Below are 21,079 nucleotides of genomic sequence, written 5' to 3'. Positions count from 1 at the left end.
CCCACTCATCGCCCGAGGATATCCTCCGTGGTCGTGGCCCCGGGAAGCTCGGCCTCGCCGAAGCCGAAACGGGACACCAGGGCCCGGTGCTCCGGGCCGCCGACGAAGGTCTTCAGCTCACGATTCCAGGCCGCCAACAAGGCCCGGTCATCCTTGCGGAAGACGAAGGCTCCGTATCCCAATCCGGCGGTTTGGTAGGCCTCGGGCGCTGTGAACGGCTGCGCCGCCTCGGTCCGGCCCAACTCGTCGCACAGTTCCATCCAGTGGATCGTGGGCGAGGACAGGGCCAGTCCGGCGGCATAGCCCGACTCCACGGCCACCCTACCGGTGAGCGCGTCGGGAACCGAGGCCAGTTGGGATTCCCTTGCGCCCAACCCCTTGAGGAGGGATTCCTCGATCGCGCCGGAGAGCACCGCCACGCGGACATCCTTCGTTGCCAGGGCCTGGGAGTAGGAATGGATGCCGCGCGGATTGCCCCGGGGAACAAGCAGCGCGGGTTGCACATGGAAGGTCGGCTCGGAAAAGGCCACCCGCCGGGCTCGTTCCGGGGTGATGAACATGCCCGCCGCGATCACGTCCACCCGGCCGCTCAACAATTCGTCAATGAGCACTCCGAATTCGGCCTGACGCCACTCGATGCGGCCGATGCCCAGTCGTCCAGCGATGACCCGCGCCACTTCCGGGGATTCACCCGTGACCTCGCCATGGGAGGAAAGAAAGGCGTAGGGCGCCTCCACGGCGTAGCCCACGTGAATCATGCCCGCCTCGCGCGCGCGGTCCAGGGAGGAGTCGCCCCGCCCCAGCCAGACCGCGGCGGCGATCACGACCAGGACGGTCGCCGCCGCCCAGGGGAACCACTTGCCCGGCAATCCGGTCATCCGCTCTCCCTTCCCGGCGCTCGGACGCGATCCGGGAACGCATCTTTTCCTGTAGCAGACTTTCAAGAAAAGACACAATGATAATGGAAAAGCGAACGGAAATGAGTCCTGCAGACGGACGTTCCCGTCAGGCGGAAGAGGCTACAGATCGAGCTTGATGGGTGCGCCCGGAGCCCGGGTCGGGGCCTTGGCCGCGTCTTCGCCGGCGCCCTTCGGAGCCTTGGAGGGCAGGCTTTTGGTAGGGTCGAAGCCCGCGCCGAAGATGCGCGGTCCCACCTGCTTGAGAATCTTGAGGCCTTCCTGGTTGGTGGGATTGAGTTGGAGCGCCTGGGCCACGGCGTCATAGGCCTCGGACCATTGGCGCTTCTGCAGGGCCAACTTGGCCATGCGCAGGTAGATGCTCTCGTTGCCGCCGAAGCGGCGCAAGGTCTCCTTGACAACCTCCTCGGCCTTGTCCAACTCACCCGTCGCCTCGTGGCAGAGGATCGAGAACTGATAGGGCCGGGGATCGGAGGAGTCGACTTCCATGCCGCGCTTGAAGTACTCCAGGGCCTCCACGAAGAGCCCGGCCATCATCAGGCGGTTGCCGATGTCCACGGGCAGGTTCTTCTCCTCCGGGTACAACTCGGAGGCCTTGCGGAACAGCTTGCGCGCTTCCAGGGGTTCCTTCTTGGACAGGAAGTCCTGGGCCTTCATGAGCATCTCGTCCAGTTCCAGCTTCTGGGCCCGGATCTTCTCCACGCGGACCTTCTCGATGGCCGCCTCGAGCTTGTCGTGCATGCGCGTGAGCGTACGCCAGAGGGTCTTTTCCTGGCCCTTCTCGTAGTGGATTCCCTGGGGGAAGACGCGCTTGATCTGCTTCATGCCGGAGAGGTCGCGCAGGGCCTCGTCCAGAAGCACGTTCACCTCGAAGCGTTCGCGGCCGAAGATCTGGCTGCCCTGGAGCAGCTCCAGGGCCTGGCAGAGGGCCTTGAGCGTACGAAGATAATCGTTGCGCTGGATATAGGACTTGGCCCTGGCGATGAATTCCTTGACCGTCTTGGAGCTGGCCGACATACGATCTCCGGTGGCAGAGGGATGGCCCGGCGCGACAGGGCGCGGATAATCTTCACGATTCTTAATACAGCCCGGGCGCGCTTTCAACCCTGCGCGCGGCGGGCGTCAGTCAGCCAGGATCACCCCCGCGCGCAGCAGGGAGCCGCGCATGTGCTCCTGGTGCGAACCGCGCCAATAAATCCTGCGGCAGACCGGGCAAAGGCGGAACTCGTCGTAGTACAGGCGGGTCTTCGGCTCCAGCCGGTGCAGAACCTCCCGCTTGTCCACCGCCGCCAACTCCGCGTTGCAGCGCAGGCAGCGGCTGAAGGGCGCGGGGGCCTTGCGCGCCCCGAACAGGTCGAGCACCTCGACCAGCTGTTCCAGGGGCATGGCCGCCCGGATCAGGCGCCCCCAAGTGATCGCGGAGCGTTTGAGCAGGGCTCGGTCCCGGGAAAGCACAACCCGGCCCTCGTCGGCGGCCAGGCGGGCGATGCGCGCATCTCCCGAGCGGCGGTCATGGACCGCGTCAAATCCCAGCGCCCGCAACAGGGGCGCCAGCTTGGCCACGTTCTCATCCACCAGAAAGCGCAGTCCGGGCAGGGCGCGAGGCCGCAACGGCGTGGGCACGGTCACGTCCACCGGCGGCGCGGCGGGTTCAGCACGCACGATTTGGCCCGGCTCCAGGACGTGCCCGAAATCCACGGTCCCGCCATCCACTTTGATCCCGTAGACCTCGGTGTGGGGCACGCCCAGGGCCTCCAGCACGTCCTTGACCGAGGCGCGGCGCTCCAGCGTGTAGCGCGCGATTCCGCCGCCGGGCCGCCGAACCAGGGAGGCCAGATCGCCGGAACATTCCACGCGCACGTCGTCCGTCTTTTCCATCACTCCCGACCCTAGCCCCAAAAGGCGTTCCGGCTCAAGGCCTCCTTGTCCGTCCCCCCGCTCCCTGCTATTCTCCGGCAAAAGGGAGGGTTCCATGCCCCTGCACCCCCTGGCCGGGAAACCGGCCCCGCGCGAACTGCTGGCCAACATCCCCCGTCTGGTGGCGGCTTACTATGCCCTGGCCCCGGACCCGGCCGAGCCGTCCCACGCCGTGTCCTTCGGCACCTCCGGCCACCGGGGCTCGTCCCTGCGCCAGTCCTTCAACGAGGCGCACATCCTGGCCATCGCCCAGGCCATCGTGGAGCAGCGCGCGGCCCGGGGCGTCACGGGCCCCCTGTTCCTGGGCATGGACACCCACGCCCTGTCCGAGCCCGCGCTGATGACCGCCCTGGAGGTTCTGGCGGCCGGAGGCGTGGAGACGCGCATCCAGGCCGGGCGCGGCTACACCCCGACACCGGTGATCTCTCACGCCATCCTGACCCACAACCGGGGCCGGACCGCCGGTCTGGCCGACGGGATCGTCATCACTCCCTCGCACAACCCGCCCGAGGACGGCGGCTTCAAGTACAACCCGCCCGAGGGCGGACCGGCCGACGCGGCCAGCACCAAGGCCATTCAGGACCGGGCCAACGAACTGCTGCGCGGCGGGCTCGCGGGCGTGCGGCGTGTGCCATTCGCCCGCGCCCTGAAGGCGGCGACCACGCGTGAGTATGATTATGTCGGGCCCTACGTGGCCGACCTGGGAAACATTCTGGACCTGGGCCCGGCGGCCTCGGCGGGCCTGTCCATCGGCGTGGACCCCCTGGGCGGCTCGGGCGTGGCCTTCTGGGATCCCATCGCGGAGCGCTACGGGCTCAAGCTTGAGGTGGTCAATCGGAACGTGGACCCGACCTTCTCCTTCATGACCGTGGACAAGGACGGCAAGATCCGCATGGACTGCTCCTCGCCCCAGGCCATGGCCTCGCTCATCGCCCACCGCGACCGCTTCGACGTGGCCTTCGGCAACGACCCGGACTTCGACCGCCACGGCATCGTCACGCGCGGCTCGGGGTTGCTCAACCCCAACCACTACCTGGCCGTGGCCGTGGACTACCTCTTCCGCGGCCGCACCGGTTGGAGCGCCACGGCGGCCGTGGGCAAGACCCTGGTCTCCAGTTCGCTCATCGACCGCGTGGCCGCGCGCCTGGGCCGGAGCCTGTGCGAAGTGCCCGTGGGCTTCAAGTGGTTCGTGGACGGATTGCTGGACGGCTCCCTGGGCTTCGGGGGCGAGGAGTCGGCCGGGGCTTCGTTCCTGCGCAAGGACGGCACGGTCTGGACCACGGACAAGGACGGCATCATCATGGACCTCCTGGCCGTGGAGATCACCGCCGCCACCGGCCGCGACCCCGGCGAAATATACGGCGACCTGACCCGCGACCTGGGCGCGCCGCTCTACGAGCGCATGGATGTGGCCTGCACCCCGGAGCAGAAGGCGGCCTTCGCCTCGCTGACGCCGGAGATGGTCGCGGCCTCGGAGCTGGCCGGGGAGCCCATCCGCTCGCGGCTCACCCGGGCCCCGGGCAACGGCAAGCCCTTCGGCGGGCTCAAGGTGACCACGGACAACGGCTGGTTCGCGGCCCGGCCCTCGGGTACCGAGGACGTCTACAAGATCTACGCCGAGAGCTTCCTCGGCCCTGAGCACCTCAAGCGCCTCCAGGGCGAGGCCAAGGACATGGTGCGCAAGGCTTTCGCCGCTGCCGGGGCCTGAACCGCTCGACCAGAAATGCAAAAGGCGGGTGCCCTTCAGGGGAATCCGCCTTTTGCTGATCTCGAAACGATTTCCGGCAAGACATCAAAACATTCCGAAATATAAACAAATTGATTCAAAATCGACGGTCTCTGAAAATCGCATGGCGCGACTTCTGGGCAGCCGACTCCGCTATTTCGTCCAGCGGGCCATGAAGCCCGCCGAGTCGCCACCCGCGTCCAGGTGCCGGATGAGGCTCGACCCGAACACGGCCGCGTCGATCAGCCCGCTCAGCTCCTTGAGCTGTTCCGGGGACTTGATGCCGAAGCCCAGGGCCAGGGGAATGTCGAAACACTCCCGGGCCAGGGCCAGGCCCTGGCGCACCTCGTCCGGCAGGCTGGTCCGCTCGCCCGTGGTGCCCAGCACCGAGACGAAGTAGACGAAGCCCCGGGCGTTCCCGGCATAGAGCTTCATGCGTTCCCGGGAGGTATTCAGGCCCACCAAGGGGATGAGGTCGATGTTCCGGGCGGCCAGGAGGGCGCGGATTTCCCCGGCCTCCTCGAAGGGCACGTCGGCAAGAATCAGGCCGTTGACCCCGGCCTTGGCCGCGTCTTCGGCGAAACGCTCCAGGCCGTACTGGAGCACGGGGTTGAAGTAGCCCATGAGCACGATGCCCGCGCTCAGCCGGGACCGTTGCTCGGCCAGCCCGGAGAGAATCCAGGTCAGGTTCACGCCCTGCTCCAGGGCCTGGAGCGAGGCCGCCTCGACCACGGGACCGTCGGCCACGGGGTCGGAGAAGGGCATGCCGATCTCGATGATGTCGGCCCCGCCCGCGTCCAGGGCCGCCAGGGCGTCCCAGAAGCCCGCCTTGTCCGGGTAGCCTCCGGGCAGGAAGGGGATGAGGCCCAGCCGTCCGGCGGCCTTGGCCGCCGTGATTTTCTCGGTGAGAAGCGAATTCATGGGTGCGTCTCCGTATGGTTCCGGTTTCAGCCGAGGTTCTGCTCCACGATGTCCAGGTCCTTGTCGCCTCTGCCGGAGAGGCAGACGATGACGCTCTGGCCCTTGAGGGAGGCGGCGTTCTCCAGCACCCAGGCCAGGGCGTGGCAGGATTCCAAAGCCGGGAGGATGCCCTCGCTCAGGGTCAGGGCCTGGAACGCGGCCAGGGCCTGGGCGTCGTTGACCAGGCCGTACTCGGCCCGGCCCGAGGCCTGGAGCGCCGAGTGCTCCGGTCCCACGCCCGGATAGTCCAGGCCCGGGGCGATGGAATGCGAGGGCAGAATCTGGCCCTCCTTGGTCTGGAGCAGCTGGGTGTGCATGCCGTGGAGCACGCCGGGGGTGCCCAGGTTGAGCGGCGCGGAGTTGAAGCAGCCCGGCTCGCCCGAGCCTCCGGCCTCCACGCCGATGAGCCGCACCTCGCGGTCCGGGAGGAACTCGTGGAACATGCCGATGGCGTTGGAGCCGCCGCCCACGCAGGCCACCACGGCATGCGGCAGACGCCCGGCGCGCTCCAGGAACTGGGCCCGGGCCTCGCGGCTGATCACGGCCTGGAACTCATGCACCAACTCCGGGAAGGGATGCGGTCCGGCGGCCGTGCCGAAGCAGTAGTGCGCCGAGCGCTGCTCCGCGATCCAGTAGCGCAGGGCCGCGTTGATGGCGTCCTTGAGCGTGCGCGTGCCGGACTCCACGGCCACCACCTCGGCCCCCAGGAGCTTCATGCGGTGCACGTTGTGCGACTGGCGCTCCACGTCCAGCGCACCCATGAAGACCACGCAGGACAGGCCGAAGCGGGCGGCGGCCGTGGCCGTGGCCACGCCGTGCTGGCCCGCGCCGGTCTCGGCCATGAGCACCTCCTTGCCAATCATCTTGGTCAGCAGGCCCTGGCCGATGGTGTTGTTGATCTTGTGCGAACCCGAGTGGTTCAGGTCCTCGCGCTTGAGCCAGATGTCCACGCCCGTGCGCTCCGAGAGCGTGGGGCAGCGGGTCAGGGCCGAGGGACGGCCGACGTAGTCCCGCAGTTCCTCGGCCAGGCGGTCGCGGAACGCGTCGGTGCGCACCACCTCGTTGAGGACCGTCTCCAGTTCCAGCAGCGGCGGCATGAGCAGCTCAGGCACGAACTGCCCGCCGAAGTCTCCGAAGTAGCCTTTCTTCATGACCTCATCCCCAGTCGTTACACGTTGCGACCGACGAGCCGCAGCACGGCCGCGATCTTGTTCCGGTTCTTGATCCCCGGCGCGTCCTCCACGCCGGAGTTGCAGTCCAGGCCCGAGGGCGAGCAGGCCGCCAGGGCGGCCGAAAGCGTCTCCGGCCCGAGACCACCAGCAAGGAACCAATCTTTTTTTAAAACAGCATGTTGCAAAATCGTAAAATCCATCGGACGGCCATGCCCTCCGCCACTCTTCCCGGCGTCCAAAAGCAGGGCCCGGCAGCAGCCCGCGAAGCGGGCGGCCTCGGCCTCCAGGGCCCGGGCCGAGCCCAGTGATTCGGGCCAGAGGGCCTTGAGCACCCGTTCCGGTCCCACGGCCCTGCAGAACTCCGCATCCTGGCCGCCATGGAGTTGGGCCAGGTCCAGCCCGGCCAAGTCCATGATCCGGTTCACCTCGTCCGCGCTCTGGTCCACGAAGACCCCGACCTTGAGCGGTCCGCCCCGGGGCACGCCCGCCGCGAAGGACGGCTCCACGCAACGGGGACTCTTGGGGTGGAAGATGAAGCCGATGAGGTCCACGCCGAGATCGCGGCAGGCGCGCACATCCACGCTGCGAGTCATGCCGCAGACCTTGACCAGCGGGCCGCTCACGGCCGCCTCCCCGCCGCCGCGAGGGCGGCCAGGGTCGCGCCGGGGTCCTCGCTGGACATGAGCGAGGTGCCCACCAGCACGGCCCCGAAACCGAGGGAGGCCAGCTCGCGCACCTGCTCCGGCCGCTCCACGCCGCTGGCGCTGATCCAGAACTCGCCCTCCCGGCGCTGTCCGGCCAGGCCGCGCGAGACGTCCAGGCTCACGCTGAGCCGCTCAAGGTCGCGGTTGTTCACCTGGATGAGCGCGGCCCCGGACTCCCGGGCCAGTTCCAGATCGGCCGCGTCGAAGACCTCGACCACGGCCTCCAGCCCCAGGCCCTCGGTCATCTCCCGCAGATCGCGCAATTCACGGGCCTCCCGGAACATGCGCGCGATGAGCAACAAGGCCGAGGCCGGGGTGGTCGCGGTTTCCAGCACCTGGAGCGGGTGGAAGAGGAAGTCCTTGCGCAACAGCGGCAGCCCTGGGCCGGTCATGGCCGCGAGGTATTCCAGACGTCCCTGGAAATGGGCCTCCTCGGTGAGCACGGACAGGGCCGAGGCCCCGGCCCGGGCATACATCCGGGCCACGTCGCCTGGCTCCAGGGAGAGGTTGATCGTCCCCCGCGAGGGCGAGGCCCGTTTGTACTCGGCGATGACCGCGCAGGGCCCCCCGGCGGCCAAGGCCGCCTGGAAGCCGGGCCGCGCTCCGGCCAGGGGCTCGGGCAGGGCTCCGGCCTCGGCCGCCGAACGCAAGCGGGCCAGCTCGGCCTGCTTGGCCTGGCGAAAACGCTCAAGCATGGAGCACCTCCCCGGAGAGTCCGGCCGAGACCTTCTCCCGCGCGCGAGGCAGGCAGTCGCCCAGCGGGCTGTCCGTGAGCAGGGAAAGGCAAGCCGCCAGGTTCAGGGCGGTCATGTCCCGCATGGCCGGATTTCCCCGCCCCGAAAGGACATCCTTGAGCACCGCGATGGCCTGTTCCTTGCCGTCCACCCGCACGTCCTCGGGCCGGTGCCGGGGCAGGCCCAGGACCTGGGGATCGATCACCAGGGGCTCCGCCCGACCCCGCCGCACCCGCCGCACCTGGGCCGGGCCGAAGGTGGTCAGCTCGTCGAAGCCGCCGAAGCCGTGAACCACCAGGGCCTCATCCACTCCGGTCAGGGCCAGGGCCTGGGCCATGAGGTCCAACGCTCCGGCCACGCCCACGCCAAGGAGCTGGTGCGTGGGCCGGGCCGGATTGAGCAGCGGTCCCATGAAGTTGAACATGGTGCGGATGCCCAGTTCCCGACGGGTCGGGGCCACGTTGGCGAAAGCCGGGTGGTAGAACGGCGCGAAGAGGAAGACGAAGTTGCGCCGGGCCAGTTCCGCCGCGGCTTCTCCGGGCTCCTTGGGCAGGGGCAGGCCCACGGCCTCCACCGCGTCGGCGCTGCCGCAGGAGGAGGACACTGCCCGGTTGCCGTGTTTGACCACCTGATATCCCATGTCGGCCAGAAACAGGGCCACGGCCGTGGAGCAGTTGAAGCTGCATGTGCCGTCGCCGCCCGTGCCGCAGGTGTCGATGCACGGCCCGGCAAGACCCTCCAGCAGTTTGGCGTGGCGTAGGGCCCCGCTCACGGCCGCGGCCAGTTCGATCGGCGTCTCGCCCTTGGCCCGCAGGCCCATGAGCAGGGCTCCGGCCTGGGAGGGGGTCAGCTGTCCGCCCATGAGCGCGTCGAAAACCAGCGTGGTCTGTTCCCCGCTCAGATCGCGGCCCAGGGCCAGGGATTCCAAGATGTCGCGCAGACCGTCCATGCGTTCCTCCTCAGGCCGCCACGGCGGCCGGGATATTCAGGAAGTTGGCCAGGAGCATGGGCCCCTGGGGGGTCAGGATGGACTCGGGGTGGAACTGCACCCCGGCCCAGGGCCGGTCCAGATAGGCCAGCCCCATGACCTCGTTCTCGTCCGCCCGGGCCGTGATCCGCACCCGTTCCGGGGCCTGCTCGGCCAGGACCAGCAGGGAATGGTAGCGACAAACCTCCAGGGGGTTGGGCACGCCCCGGAAAAGTCCTTCCCCGTCGTGAGTCACCAGGGAGGTCTTGCCGTGCATGATCCGTTCGGCCCGCACCACCGGAGCCCCGGCGAAATGCCCCAGGATCTGGTGGCCCAGGCAGACGCCGAGCACCGGCACGCTCGCGGGCAGGCGGCCCAGGAACTCCAGGCAGAACCCGGCGTTTTCCGGACGGCTCGGCCCGGGCGAGATGCAGACCCGGGAAAGCGTGCCGCTCCCCGCCAGTTCCAACAGCTCGGGCCGGTCGTTGCGCAGCACCACGGGGTCGGCCCCTTGCTGCTGAAACGCCTGCACGAGGTTGAAGGTGAAGGAGTCGAAATTATCGATGAGCAAAAACATCGCCGCCCTCCTTGCCCCGGATGACCTCGCGCAGAACCCGGGCCTTGTTGTTGCACTCCTCCCATTCCTTTTCCGGCACGGAGTCGTAGACCAGTCCGGCCCCGGCCTGCCAGCAGACCTTGCCGTCGCGGATCCACAGGCTGCGGATGGTGATGCCCGTGTCCAGGCTCACCGCGTCCTTGTCCAGGCCGAGCCAGCCGATGCACCCGGCGTAGGGTCCGCGATTACGGCGCTCCATCGCCGCGATGGTGCGCATGGCCCAGATCTTGGGCGCGCCGGAAACCGTGCCCGCCGGAAAGGTGGAGGCGAGCACGTCCAGGGCGTCCAGCCCGTCCCGCAGCCGGGCCTCCACGTAGGAAGTCAGGTGCATGACGTGGGAGAAGCGCTCCACCTGCATGAAACGCTCGACGCGCACAGTGCCCGGGGCGGCGATCCGGCCCAGGTCGTTGCGGCCCAGGTCCACGAGCATGACGTGTTCGGCCCGCTCCTTGGGATCGGCCAGCATCTCTTCGGCCAATGCGTCATCCCGCGCCGGGTCCGCCGAACGCGGCCGGGTTCCGGCGATGGGCCGGACCTCCAGTCGTCCCTTCTCGCAGCGTACCATCATTTCCGGCGAGGAGCCCAGAAGAACCACCTCGGGAAAGCGCATGAAGAACATGAACGGCGAGGGATTGGCTTGGCGCAGGCGGCGGTAGATGGAGAAGCCGTCCTCGCGCGCGGGCACGGAGAAGCGGGTGGAGAGCACGATCTGGATGCCCTCGCCCTCGGTGATGAGCTCCTTGGCCCGGCGCACGGCCGCGCAGTACTCCTCACGTCCCGGCGCGGCTTCCGGCTCGTCGGGGCAGCCGCCGAGGCCGTTCTCCAGGCTCACGGGCAACGCCTCCGGCCGGGCGCCCTCGTCCAGGCTCAGGAAACAGCAACGATGGCGCAGATGATCGAAGAGCACCACCCGCCCGGCCAGCACGAGGCAGGCCTCGGCCTCGACCGGAGGCACGGACCCGGCCAGGGCGGGCTCGAACATGCCCGCCGTGTTGTAGCCGAAGTAGCCGTACAGTCCCCGGGTCAGGGCCGGGAGTTCGCCAACGGACTCGTCCGACAGCAGATCCAGGCGCGACATGGCTCGGCGCACGCCCTCCAGGTAGGGCAGGCCCTCCAGGTCACGCAGGCCCTCCAGACGGGGATCGCCGATCTCCAGGGCCAGCCGTCCGTCCCGGGGAGCCAGGCGCAGGCGGAAATCCCAGGCCATGAGGCTGAAGCGGCCCAGCCGCCCGTCCACCTCGGCGCTCTCCAGCAGAATCCCGGGCCGGTCGCCCACCAGACTCAGATAGAGGCTGATGGGGGTCTGCACGTCCGCCGGGAGCCATTGCCCATGCTGTCGTAAACGGATGCTCTCCATGTGTCCTCCGGTTCGCTGAAAAAAAAAGCCGCGTCCCTTGCGGGGCGCGGCCTGTATTCCATTGCCGTGTAAGTGTTCGCTTACTCTCGCCCCGCTTCCATTGTACCACGCCACCACCAACCGGCCTGGTCGGCCAGCAGATCGAGATCGCCCCCCGCCGCCAGGGAGAGAAACGTGCGGAAGCGGCGCACCGCTTCCTGGCTGAAGGGATTGGACTCGGCGATGACGCCGAACAGCTCCCGGTCTTCGGTGAGCATCTTGCGTGCCGAGTCCAGACGCCGCCGCAGCGAAGGCGTCAGGAAGCGGCGGTCCGGGTCCACCTCGCGCAGCACCGCCAGGTAGGCCACCGTGGTGGTGAAGTTGAGCCCCTGGATCACGGATAGGGCCCGGTCATGCTCCTCGGCGGTGCAGTCGAAGGGCGCGTGGCCCAGCCGCCGGAAGAACGCCGTGACGGCCTCGGCCGCCCCCTCGCCGCGCCCCCGGACCACGGCCACCCGGGGCTCGAAGCCCTCGGGCAGCACCGGACCGAACAGGGGATGGGTTCCCACCACCGGCCCGCGATGGGCCTCCAGCATCTGCTTCAGGGGCTGGACCTTGACCGAGCAGAGGTCGGCCAGGATCGTCTCCTGGTCCATCTCCGGGACCACCGCGTCCAGGGTCGCGTTCATTCGGTTGATGGGCACGGAGAGAAGCACGAGGTCCACGCCGCGCACGGCCGCGCGCACCCGGTCCGGGGTCAGCGGACGGCCCAGTGGCCGCACGTCCATCCCGGCGTCGCGAGCCCCGGCCGCGAACAGCCCGCCCATCTGCCCGCTGGCCCCGATCAGGGCCAGACTGCGGATTTCCCTAGTCACGGCCAACCTCCCTGGCGGCTGCCACCACCGGCTCCCACTGTCCAAAGAAGCCGGGGAAGGATTTGGCCACGCAGCCCGGATTGTCCAGCACGGAACGGATTCCACCCAGGGCGTAAAGCGAGAGGCTCATGGCCATGCGGTGGTCGCCGTAAGTGAGGAAAGAGACCTCACGTCCGGACGCGAGCGCGCCGGGCGTGACGCGGATGCCGTCGGACAGGAGTTCCGCGCCGCCGCCCGCGCGGGTGATTTCCGTGGCCAGGGCGGCCAAGCGGTCGGACTCCTTGATGCGCAGATGGGCCACGTTGCGGATGGTGGTCGCGCCCCGGGCCATGGACGCCGCCACGGCCACGGTGGGCACCAGGTCCGGGCACTGGCCCATGTCCAGATCCGCTCCGCGCAGCCCGCCCTCGGCCGGGGCCACGAGCGCCGCGCCGCCGTCCCAGGACACCCGGGCGCCCATGCGGGCCAGGATGTCCAGGATGGCCCGGTCGCCCTGGAGCGAGTCCGGCCGCAGCCCCGCAACGCGCACCGCGTTGGGCCCCAGGGCCCCGGCGGCCAGGAAGTAGGAGGCGTTGCTCCAGTCGCCCTCCACGGCGTAGGAACGCGCGCGGTAGGTTCCCGGCCGAACCTGGAAGCGGATTTTCCCCGGTTCGGCCGAGACCGGCCGACCGTGGGCCGCCGGAATCCAGGCCCCGTTCGTCAGAAGCTCGATCTCCGCCGGAACCCCGAAGTCCTCCATGGCCTGGAGGGTCAGGGCAACATAAGGCCAGGACACGACCTTGCTCCCGATCACGCCCAGCAGGCAGGGAGCCTTGGCCAGGGGCGCGGCCAGGAGCAGGCCGGAAAGATACTGGCTGCTCTCCTCCAGGGAGATGGACAAAGCGCCGCCGGGCAGGCCGTCCGTGCCGAGCACCAGGGGCGGATAGCCCTCCTTCCGCTCGTAGCGCACACTCACGTTCTGACCGGCAAGGGCCCGGAAGACCTCGCCGATGGGCCGATCGTGCATGCGGCCCTCGCCATGCACGCGGAAGAAACCCTTGCCCGCGGCCAGGACTCCGGCGAGGAGGCGACAGGTGGTGCCGGACTCGCCCACGTTCATGTCCGCGGGGCTGTCGGCCGTGCCGCCCCGGGGGCCGTCGGGCAGGCCGCGCACGGCCAAGCCGCCGGCGCGTTCCTCGAAGGTCGCGCCGCAGGCCGCGAGACAGGCCCGGGTGCGGCGGATATCCTGACTGTCGAGCAGGCCGCTCACCAGGGATTCGCCCGGGGCCAGCGCCGCCGCGATGAGCGCTCGGTGGGACATGGACTTGGAGGCCGGAGCCTGGACGGTGACGTCGCGCATCTCCCCCCCTAGCCCATGGTTTCGAGATGGGGCCCGGCCGGATAGGAACCGAGAACCCGCAGGGTGTGACACTTGTCGCGCAGTTGGGCAAGCACGGAGTCGTACTCGGCCTTGGACAGGTCGCATTCCACGTCGGCGAAGAACACGTACTTCCAGCGTTCGCCCCGAAATGGCCGAGATTCCAGCTTGGTCAGGTTGATGCCGCGCACGGCCAGGGTGTTGAGCACCTCGGCCAGGGCCCCGGGACGGTCCGGGGTGGTGAACAGGATCGAGGTCTTGTCGCGGTTGCCGCCCTGGCTCGGGGCGCTGCCGATGACCAGGAAGCGCGTCCAGTTGTCGGGCAGGTCCTCGATGTGCTCGGCCAGGACGTTCAGTCCGTGCATGGCGGCCAGTTGGGCGCTGCCCACCACGGCCGCGCCGGAGTCGTCGCGGGCGGCCTGTTCGGCGGCGGCCGCCGTGCTGTTCTCGGGCACGAGGCGGGCCTTGGGCAGATGCTCGGTGAGCCAATGCATGCATTGCTCCAGGGCCTTGGGATGCGAGGAGACGCTGGTGACCTTGTCCAGGGAAACGGCCCGACTCATGAGGGAATGGCTGATGCGGCAATACAGCTCGGCCTGGATGTGGACCGGGTACTGCATGAAAAGGTCCACGTTCTGGCCCACGGTGCCTTGGAGCGAGTTCTCCAGGGGGATGACGCCCAACTCGGCCGCGCCCTCGCTCACGGCCCGGAAGATTTCCTCGAACGTGGTCTTGGGTGTGAGCTGGGCCGAATGTCCCAGGTATTCCTGGGCGGCCAGGTGCGAAAACGTGCCCTCGGGTCCGAGGAAGACCACCCGCTCGGGGCGTTGCAGGGTCCGCGAGGAGGAAAGAATTTCGCGATAGATGGCCCGCAGGTGCTTTTCGGGCAGCGGCCCGGGATTGTCGCGCACCAGACGGGTCAAGAGATCCTTCTCGCGGAAGGGCTTGAATATCTGCTCCTGGGCGTCGGACTTGACGCGGCCCACGGCCAAGCTGATGGCCGCCCGCTGGTTGAGCAGGTCCACTATCCGCCCGTCCAGGGCGTCGATGCGTTCGCGCAGGTCGGCCAGTCCGCCGGCGTTCTTGTCCGTGGCCTGGTCCATGTCAGCCTTCCTTGATGTCTTCGCGGATGCGCATGCCGAAATGCCGTCCCGCCTCGTCCGTGCGCACGAGCACCTCGTCGCCCTCGCGCAACGTGACCACGCTCACGGGCTCGCCGCCGGGCTTGGTCAAGCGGATGGTCTCGGCGTTCTGCAGAAAGACGTGCCCGGTCCGCTCCCCGGCCTTGGCCGTGATGAGCAGCATGGGCCGGACCTCGACCTTGAGGCGTCCCACGGTGGCGATGCTCGTCTCGCCCGAGGCGTCCACCACGAGCACGTCGCGCCCGGCGGCAAGCTCCTCCAGGTAGCAGGTCTTGTCCCCGGGCAGGGAGCAATAGGCATGCACGGCCCCGGCGTTGACCCGGAAGGGCCGGGCCGCCACGTAGGGGTTGGATTCGGTCTCGGCATGCACCAGGAAGGTGAAGGCGCTGGAGTCGCCCACCAGCATGCCCTGACCCCGCTTCAGCATGGAGATGGTGTCCACGCAGACCCGGTGGCCGAGCCCGGCGTGACGAATCTCCGTGACCACGGCCGGAACCAAGGGGATCGTGCCCTGGGACAGTTTGACCTCGCGCACGATGGCCTTCAGCTCCCTGGCCGCCTCGGGCAGGACCACGAGCACGTCCGCGCCGCGCTCCAGGATGCCGGCGGCCAGCCGCGCCCGGTCCAGGGACTCCACCTCCAGGGCCACGTCCGGAACCTGGGCCAGGATGTTCTCCACGGGGATGATCTCCCATCCCTTGGCCAGGGCCAACTGCTCTCCGGCCTTGAGGCGGCGCACGGCCTCCTCCTCGTCGGTCTTGGAGTCGAGCGCCAGGGAGGGCAGCTCCTCGGGCGTCAGCACCCGCACACGGCCCAGGGCGCGCACGTCCTCGACCTTGTCGGCGTCGGCGAGCACCGCGTCCACGCCGGACTCCAGGGCCAGGGTCAGCAGCGTCTTGTCGAACGGCAGGGCCTTGAAGACGATGGTTTTCATGCTACGCCTCGCCCGCGATGGCCAGGGCCTCGTCCACGGGCATGTTCTCGTGGACCACGCCGCGCAGCGCGCGGGTCAAGGCTCCCGGATCCTTGTGCTGGAAGACGTTGCGGCCCACCGAGAGTCCGGCGCCGCCCGCTGCCACGGAGTCGCGGACCATCTCGAGGAAAGAGCGGGTGCTGTCGAGCTTGGGACCGCCCGCGATGACCACCGGGATGCAGCAGGAGGCCACCACCCGGGAGAAGGTTTCGGGGTCGCCGGTGTAGGGCACCTTGACCACGTCCGCGCCCAGCTCCATGCCCACGCGGGCGCAGTGGGCCACCACCTCGGGGTCGAACTCGTCGGTGATCTTCGGTCCCCGGGCGTAGACCATGGCCAGCAGGGGAATGCCCCACTCGTTGGCCCGGGAGGCGATCATGCCCAGGTCGTGGAGCATGGTCGGCTCGGTCTCGTCACCCAGGTTCACGTGCACGGACACGCCGTCCGCGCCCAGGCGGATTGCGTCCTCCACGCTGGCGCAGAGGGCCTTGGCGTTGGGGAAAGGCGAAAGCGTGGTGCTGGCGGAGATGTGCACGATGAGGCCGATATCGCGGCCGCGGTTGCGGTGGCCGCAACGGACCAGGCCTTTGTGCATGAGCACGGCGTTGGCCCCGCCGTCGGCCACGGCCGAGACGGCCGAGCGCATGTCCACCAGGCCCTTGATGGGGCCCACGGTGACGCCGTGATCCATGGGCACCACGATGGTCCGTTGGGTCTCACGGTCGAAAATGCGTTCCAATCGGATGGATTTGCCCAGATGCATACCCCTGTCCCTCCTGTTTCTCGCCCCTTTCGGGAGCGGGAGCCCCGGCGGCCGAACAAAAAAGGGCCGCCGGCTTGCGCCCGCGGCCCTGTCTGAAGAGGCTTGGTTGTCTGTAGAAAACCCTTGTCTACAGTGCACCTCTCCCGTGACCGCAAGCGCGGGTGCGCCAATAATACCAATAGGTAAAAAAGCTGTTGGCTTGCGGCTTGGAGAAGTTCATACGCAATGGGCTATCCCAGCTTCGGGCGGGGTGTCAACACTTTTCTCAAAATCCATCGAAAAAATATTGTATTCGTACTTTTTTGCCTTTTATCGACCTCCATCGCCTCATAACAGAAATTGTTTCATTATTTTTTTACATTTTTAGCATTTATTTAATATAAAGCCTAACACGATTGTTATTATTTTTACATTTTTGAATGCTCCAGGCGGGTGTTTATAAGTTTAGATCAATTAATTCAAACAAATACAGCATTGGCCCGGCGATTGCTTTCCCCCAGCCCAACCATCCCGCACCTTTCAAGGAGGAAACGTATGTCGTTCATCAAGTCGTCCACCGGATCATGCCTGAGAGGGGCCCTCGGGGGGGCGGCCCTCTTCGGTCTCGCCCTGGCTCCCGCCCTGGCCCTGGCCCAGGACCAGCCCGCCGAGGCCGCCTCGGCAGCTGAAGCCGCCGTGGAGTATCTCACGCAGACCAACGCCAACATCATGTGGACCCTGATCGCCGCGATCCTGGTCATGTTCATGCAGGCGGGCTTCGCCATGGTCGAGGTCGGTCTGACCCGAGCCAAGAACGCCGGCAACATTCTCATGAAGAACATGTTCGACTTCGCCGCCGGTTCCGTGACCTTCTACATCATCGGATTCGGGCTGATGATGGGCGCGGATCACGCCGGGCTCTTCGGCCTCTCCAACTTCAACCTCTCCGAATGGACCCCGGCCACTCCCGAAGGGCTCTGGGGTTTCACCTTCTGGTTTTTCCAGTGCGTCTTCGCGGCCACGGCGACGACCATCGTGTCCGGGGCCATCGCCGAACGCACCAAGTTCATCTCCTACCTCATTCTGTCCGTGGTCATCACCGGCCTGATCTACCCCATCTCCGGCCACTGGATCTGGGGCGGCGGCTGGCTCTCCAAGCTCGACGCGCCCGTGATCGACTTCGCCGGCTCCACCGTTGTCCACTCCGTGGGCGGCTGGGTCGCCCTGGCCGGAGCCCTGCTCATGGGCCCGCGCATCGGCAAGTACACACCGGACGGCAAGTCCCGCGCCATTCCCGGCCACAACATGGCCCTGGTGGCCCTGGGCGTGTTCATCCTCTGGTTCGGCTGGTTCGGCTTCAACCCGGGCAGCACCGTGGCCGCCCAGGCCAACATCGCCCTCATCGCCGTGACCACCAACCTGGCCGCCTGCACCGGCGCTCTCGGCGCCATGCTCACCGCCTGGGTGCGCTACGGCAAGCCGGACGTGTCCATGAGCTTCAACGGCGCACTGGCCGGGCTGGTGGCCATCACCGCCGGCTGCGCCAACGTGAGCCCGGACGGGGCCATGATCATCGGCCTCATCGCGGGCGTGGTGGTGGTCCTCTCCGTGGACTTCATCGACAAGGTGCTCAAGATCGACGACCCGGTGGGCGCCATCTCCGTACACGGCGTCTGCGGCGCGCTCGGCACGCTCTGCGTGGGCCTGTTCGCCAGTCCGGACTACGGCGGGATCGCGGGACTGTTCTACGGCGGCGGCCTGACCCAGTTCGTGAGCCAGGCCCTCGGCGTGGGCAGCGTGTTCGCCTGGGCCTTCGGCTCCGGCTTGGTGGTCTTCACCATCCTCAAGCTGACGGTCGGCATCCGCGTGCCCGCCGAGGAGGAGATCAAGGGCCTGGACATCACCGAACACGGCCAGGAAGCTTACAGCGGCTTCCAGATCTTCACCACCGAGTAGCCGGAAGCCCGCAATACAAGGAGGAAAACACCAATGAAGCTCATCATCGCCTACATCCGGCCCGATCGCCTGAACGCGGTCAAGCAGGAACTGTACGCCAAGGAAATCTACTCCCTCTCCGTGACCAACGTGTTGGGAGCCGGGCGCCAGAAGGGATTCACCGAGACTTACCGCGGCGTCGTCATGGAAGTGAACCTGCTTAAGAAGGTGCGCTTGGAGATCGGCGTCAACGACGACTTCCAGGACAAGGCCATCGAGGCCGTCATGAAGGGTGGCCAGACCGGCAAGGAGGGCGACGGCGTGATCTTCGTCCTGGATCTGGCCCGGGCTCTGCGCATCCGCACCGGCGAGGACGGCATCCTCTAACTCCCTGATCCGGACAACGAATGGGCGGCTCCGGCCGCCCTTTTTTTCGCGTCCGGGGAGGGCATGAAAAAAGGCGGGGTCGCCCCCGCCTTTTGGTTCATCGCTTCGATCAGCCGGTTACAACTTGCAGGCGGTGCGCAGATCGGCCGCCGCGTCGGTCTGCTCCCAGATGAACTCCGGCCGCTCACGGCCGAAGTGGCCGTAGTTGGTGGTTTCACGGTAGATGGGCCGCTTCAGGTTCAGGCGCTGGATGATGTAGTACGGGCGGAGGTCGAAAACCTCGCGCACGGCCTTGGTCAGCACGTCGTCGGACACCGGCCCGGTGCCGTGGGAGGTGCAGAGCACGGACACGGGCTCGGCCATGCCGATGGCGTAGGCGATCTGAACCTCGGCCACCTCGGCCAGCCCGGCGGCCACGACGTTCTTGGCCACATAACGGGCCATGTACGCGCCGGAGCGGTCCACCTTGGAGGGATCCTTGCCGGAGAACGCGCCGCCGCCGTGGGCGCCCGCGCCGCCGTAGGTGTCCTGGATGATCTTGCGGCCGGTGAGGCCGCAATCGCCCACGGGACCGCCGATGACGAAGCGGCCGGTGGGGTTCACGTAGATCTTCAGCTTGTCGTCGATCAGGTTCTGCGGCAGCGTGTGGAAGATGACTTCCTTCTTGATGGCCTCCACCAGGTCGGCGTGGGCGATGTGCTTGTCGTGCTGGGCCGAGACCACCACGTTGTCGATGCGCACCGGCTTGCCGTCCTCGTACTGCACGGCCACCTGGGTCTTGCCGTCGGGACGCAGGAAATCGAGAATGCCCTCCTTGCGCACATAGGTCAGACGCCGGGAAAGCTTGTGGGCCAGGTAGATGGGCATGGGCATGAGAGCGTCCGTCTCGGTGGTGGCGAAGCCGAACATCATGCCCTGGTCGCCCGCGCCCTGCTCCTCGGGCTTCTGGCGGCTCACGCCCTGGGCGATGTCCACGGACTGCTTGTCGATGGAGGAGATGACCGCGCAGGTTTCCGCGTCGAAGCCCATCTCCGAACTCGTGTAGCCGATGTCCTTGACCGTCTCGCGCACGATCTGCGGCAGGTCGGCGTAGGCCTTGGTGCTGATCTCGCCGGCGATGAAGGCCATGCCGGTGGTCACCAGGGTCTCGCAGGCCACGTGGGCGTCGGGGTCCTGGGCCAGGATGGCGTCCAGGACCGAGTCGGAAATCTTGTCGGCCACCTTGTCCGGGTGCCCCTCGGTCACGGACTCGGAGGTGAACAGGTATTTGCCCTTGGGTCTGATCATGCGGGTTCCTCCTTGAGGGAATTGCTCTCCTCGGGGACTTCACCGATGTGCCCCTCGAGGATTTCGGTCACGCGGTTGCCGCGGTCCACAAGAACCGTTTTCGGCCGGAATCCGTCCATTTCCTCACGGGTCAGCCAGACGTACGACGCCACGATGACGCGCTGGCCCACCCGCCCCTTGCGGGCGGCCGCCCCGTTCAGGCAGATCTCGCCCGGCCCTCCGGGGATGGCGTAGGTGGTCAGACGCTCCCCGTTATCCACATTGTACACGTCGATGCGCTCGAAGGGCAGGATGCCCGAGGCCCGCAAGAGTTCCGGGTCCACGGACAAGCTGCCCCTGTACTCCACGTTGGCCTCGGTTATCACCGCGCCGTGGATCTTGCCGCTCAAAAAGCATCGGGAAGACATCTGAACTTAATCTCCCAGAAGAATATTGTCTATAAGGCGGGCCCTGCTCATATGCAAGGCCACGGCGAGCAGCGCCCGTCCGGGGATTTCCGCCAGGGGCTCCATGGAATCGGGGTCCACGATCTCGGCGTAGTCCAGTCGGGACATGGGCAGCCGCTCGGCGTAGAAGGCCCGCAACCGGGTCGTCAATTCGCCGGAGGTCCGCACTCCGCCGCGCACCCAATCGGCCGCAGCCAGCAGGCCCTGGCGGATGGCCGGCGCAGCCCGGCGTTCCTCGGGCGTGAGATTGACGTTGCGCGAACTCAGGGCCAAGCCGTCGGCTTCGCGCACGATGGGCCGCCCGACCACCTCCAGTGGGAAATTCAGATCGCGGACCATGCGCCGGATCAGGGCCAACTGTTGGAAGTCCTTCTCGCCGAACACGGCGAATCCCGGCAGGGTCAGCAGGAAAAGCTTGCTCACCACCGTGGCCACGCCCCGGAAGTGCACCGGCCGCGAGGCCGCGCACAGGCCCCGGGCCAAGGTCGGCACCTCGACCCAGGTGGCGTGGTCCGGGGCGTACATGACCCCGGGCTCGGGGGTGAAGAGCAGATCGACGCCGTGCTCACGGGCCAGGGCCGCGTCACGCTCGGGATCGCGCGGATAACGCGACAGATCCTCGTTGGGGCCGAACTGCGTGGGGTTGACGAACAGGGAGACCACCAGCCGGTCCGCGCGGGACCGGGCGTAGTCCATAAGTGAGAGGTGCCCGGCATGGAAATAGCCCATGGTGGGAACCAGGCCGACGACAAGCCCCTCGGACCGCCAATTCAGACAGGTCCGCTGGAGCGCGAGGGGATCATTGATGATGTTCATAACTGGGCCAGCAGCTAACCCCTTTTGGCGGCCTTGTCCACACCACCGCGCGAGGAGCCCCTGAATCCTC

21 protein-coding genes are annotated in these 21,079 nt (G+C 67.6%); 3 read left to right on the top strand and 18 right to left on the bottom strand.

All coding sequences use genetic code 11. The features are described from left to right. Positions 1-5 precede the first annotated feature (5 nt). The 3 genes from H587_RS17130 to H587_RS0103755 form a co-directional block, all read right to left on the bottom strand. Positions 6-878 carry a transporter substrate-binding domain-containing protein gene (locus H587_RS17130; protein ID WP_051202421.1) on the bottom strand — a complete coding sequence of 291 codons (873 nt, stop codon included), beginning with the start codon at positions 876-878 and terminating at the stop codon, positions 6-8. A gap of 141 nt (positions 879-1,019) precedes the next feature. Continuing rightward, positions 1,020-1,934 carry a tetratricopeptide repeat protein gene (locus H587_RS17125; RefSeq protein ID WP_034608531.1) on the bottom strand — a complete coding sequence of 305 codons (915 nt, stop codon included), beginning with the start codon at positions 1,932-1,934 and terminating at the stop codon, positions 1,020-1,022. Between the two features lie 105 nt (positions 1,935-2,039). Further along, positions 2,040-2,795, bottom strand: a complete 756-nt coding sequence (locus H587_RS0103755; RefSeq protein ID WP_034608530.1) for a Mut7-C RNAse domain-containing protein — start codon at positions 2,793-2,795, stop codon at positions 2,040-2,042. Between the two features lie 94 nt (positions 2,796-2,889). Between H587_RS0103755 and pgm the strand changes: the two genes are divergently transcribed. Continuing rightward, positions 2,890-4,542 (top strand): phosphoglucomutase (alpha-D-glucose-1,6-bisphosphate-dependent), encoded by a 1,653-nt coding sequence (gene pgm / locus H587_RS0103750; protein WP_027175133.1) that lies wholly within the window; start codon positions 2,890-2,892, stop codon positions 4,540-4,542. A 171-nt stretch (positions 4,543-4,713) separates the two neighbouring features. On the opposite strand, the gene trpA is transcribed toward pgm, so the two are convergent. The 12 genes from trpA to H587_RS0103690 all read right to left on the bottom strand — a co-directional run bounded on the left by trpA (position 4,714) and on the right by H587_RS0103690 (position 16,159). Then, on the bottom strand, positions 4,714-5,481 hold the full coding sequence (gene trpA / locus H587_RS0103745) for a tryptophan synthase subunit alpha (protein WP_027175132.1): 768 nt from the start codon (positions 5,479-5,481) through the stop codon (positions 4,714-4,716). A gap of 26 nt (positions 5,482-5,507) precedes the next feature. After that, positions 5,508-6,671 (bottom strand): tryptophan synthase subunit beta, encoded by a 1,164-nt coding sequence (trpB, locus tag H587_RS0103740; protein WP_027175131.1) that lies wholly within the window; start codon positions 6,669-6,671, stop codon positions 5,508-5,510. A 17-nt stretch (positions 6,672-6,688) separates the two neighbouring features. Next, on the bottom strand, positions 6,689-7,315 hold the full coding sequence (locus H587_RS0103735; protein ID WP_027175130.1) for a phosphoribosylanthranilate isomerase: 627 nt from the start codon (positions 7,313-7,315) through the stop codon (positions 6,689-6,691). Continuing rightward, complete coding sequence (locus H587_RS0103730) at positions 7,312-8,091, bottom strand: indole-3-glycerol-phosphate synthase (RefSeq protein WP_027175129.1); 780 nt, start codon at positions 8,089-8,091, stop codon at positions 7,312-7,314. Before H587_RS0103730 ends, H587_RS0103735 begins: the two co-directional genes overlap by 4 nt. Beyond that, positions 8,084-9,079 carry an anthranilate phosphoribosyltransferase gene (gene trpD, locus H587_RS0103725; RefSeq protein ID WP_027175128.1) on the bottom strand — a complete coding sequence of 332 codons (996 nt, stop codon included), beginning with the start codon at positions 9,077-9,079 and terminating at the stop codon, positions 8,084-8,086. Before trpD ends, H587_RS0103730 begins: the two co-directional genes overlap by 8 nt. 10 nt (positions 9,080-9,089) lie before the next feature. Beyond that, positions 9,090-9,674 carry an anthranilate synthase component II gene (locus tag H587_RS0103720; RefSeq protein WP_027175127.1) on the bottom strand — a complete coding sequence of 195 codons (585 nt, stop codon included), beginning with the start codon at positions 9,672-9,674 and terminating at the stop codon, positions 9,090-9,092. After that, positions 9,655-11,070: an anthranilate synthase component I family protein gene (locus H587_RS0103715; protein WP_027175126.1), complete on the bottom strand. Its 1,416-nt coding sequence runs from the start codon at positions 11,068-11,070 to the stop codon at positions 9,655-9,657. Before H587_RS0103715 ends, H587_RS0103720 begins: the two co-directional genes overlap by 20 nt. 80 nt (positions 11,071-11,150) lie before the next feature. Next, on the bottom strand, positions 11,151-11,924 hold the full coding sequence (locus H587_RS0103710; RefSeq protein WP_027175125.1) for a prephenate dehydrogenase/arogenate dehydrogenase family protein: 774 nt from the start codon (positions 11,922-11,924) through the stop codon (positions 11,151-11,153). Further along, the gene (gene aroA / locus H587_RS0103705) at positions 11,917-13,263 is read right to left on the bottom strand and encodes a 3-phosphoshikimate 1-carboxyvinyltransferase (RefSeq protein WP_027175124.1); all 1,347 of its coding nucleotides are present in this window, start codon (positions 13,261-13,263) and stop codon (positions 11,917-11,919) included. The genes H587_RS0103710 and aroA overlap by 8 nt, the downstream gene beginning before the upstream one ends. 8 nt (positions 13,264-13,271) lie before the next feature. Then, positions 13,272-14,384 (bottom strand): prephenate dehydratase, encoded by a 1,113-nt coding sequence (gene pheA / locus H587_RS0103700; RefSeq protein ID WP_027175123.1) that lies wholly within the window; start codon positions 14,382-14,384, stop codon positions 13,272-13,274. 1 nt (position 14,385) lies between these two features. After that, a complete protein-coding gene (locus tag H587_RS0103695; RefSeq protein WP_027175122.1) occupies positions 14,386-15,357 on the bottom strand; it encodes a 3-dehydroquinate synthase II family protein in 972 nt (323 codons plus the stop codon). A gap of 1 nt (position 15,358) precedes the next feature. Continuing rightward, on the bottom strand, positions 15,359-16,159 hold the full coding sequence (locus tag H587_RS0103690; protein ID WP_027175121.1) for a 2-amino-3,7-dideoxy-D-threo-hept-6-ulosonate synthase: 801 nt from the start codon (positions 16,157-16,159) through the stop codon (positions 15,359-15,361). Positions 16,160-16,693: 534 nt separating this feature from the next. Here H587_RS0103690 and H587_RS0103685 point away from each other — a divergent pair. Beyond that, complete coding sequence (locus tag H587_RS0103685) at positions 16,694-18,094, top strand: ammonium transporter (protein WP_051202420.1); 1,401 nt, start codon at positions 16,694-16,696, stop codon at positions 18,092-18,094. Between the two features lie 33 nt (positions 18,095-18,127). Next, positions 18,128-18,460, top strand: coding sequence for a P-II family nitrogen regulator (locus H587_RS0103680; protein WP_027175119.1), 333 nt, complete (start codon positions 18,128-18,130; stop codon positions 18,458-18,460). A gap of 117 nt (positions 18,461-18,577) precedes the next feature. Here the strand turns inward: H587_RS0103680 and metK are convergent, their stop codons facing one another. The 3 genes from metK to panC are packed head-to-tail and all read right to left on the bottom strand — an operon-like array spanning position 18,578 to position 21,009. Beyond that, a complete protein-coding gene (metK, locus tag H587_RS0103675) occupies positions 18,578-19,747 on the bottom strand; it encodes a methionine adenosyltransferase (protein WP_027175118.1) in 1,170 nt (389 codons plus the stop codon). Then, the gene (panD, locus tag H587_RS17120) at positions 19,744-20,154 is read right to left on the bottom strand and encodes an aspartate 1-decarboxylase (RefSeq protein WP_051202419.1); all 411 of its coding nucleotides are present in this window, start codon (positions 20,152-20,154) and stop codon (positions 19,744-19,746) included. Before panD ends, metK begins: the two co-directional genes overlap by 4 nt. Positions 20,155-20,160: 6 nt before the next feature. Continuing rightward, complete coding sequence (gene panC / locus H587_RS0103665; RefSeq protein WP_027175117.1) at positions 20,161-21,009, bottom strand: pantoate--beta-alanine ligase; 849 nt, start codon at positions 21,007-21,009, stop codon at positions 20,161-20,163. Positions 21,010-21,079 lie beyond the last annotated feature (70 nt).

Source organism: Desulfovibrio aminophilus DSM 12254 (assembly GCF_000422565.1).
Classification (GTDB): Bacteria; Desulfobacterota; Desulfovibrionia; order Desulfovibrionales; family Desulfovibrionaceae; genus Aminidesulfovibrio; species Aminidesulfovibrio aminophilus.
This window is presented reverse-complemented; position numbering and strand designations above follow the sequence as displayed.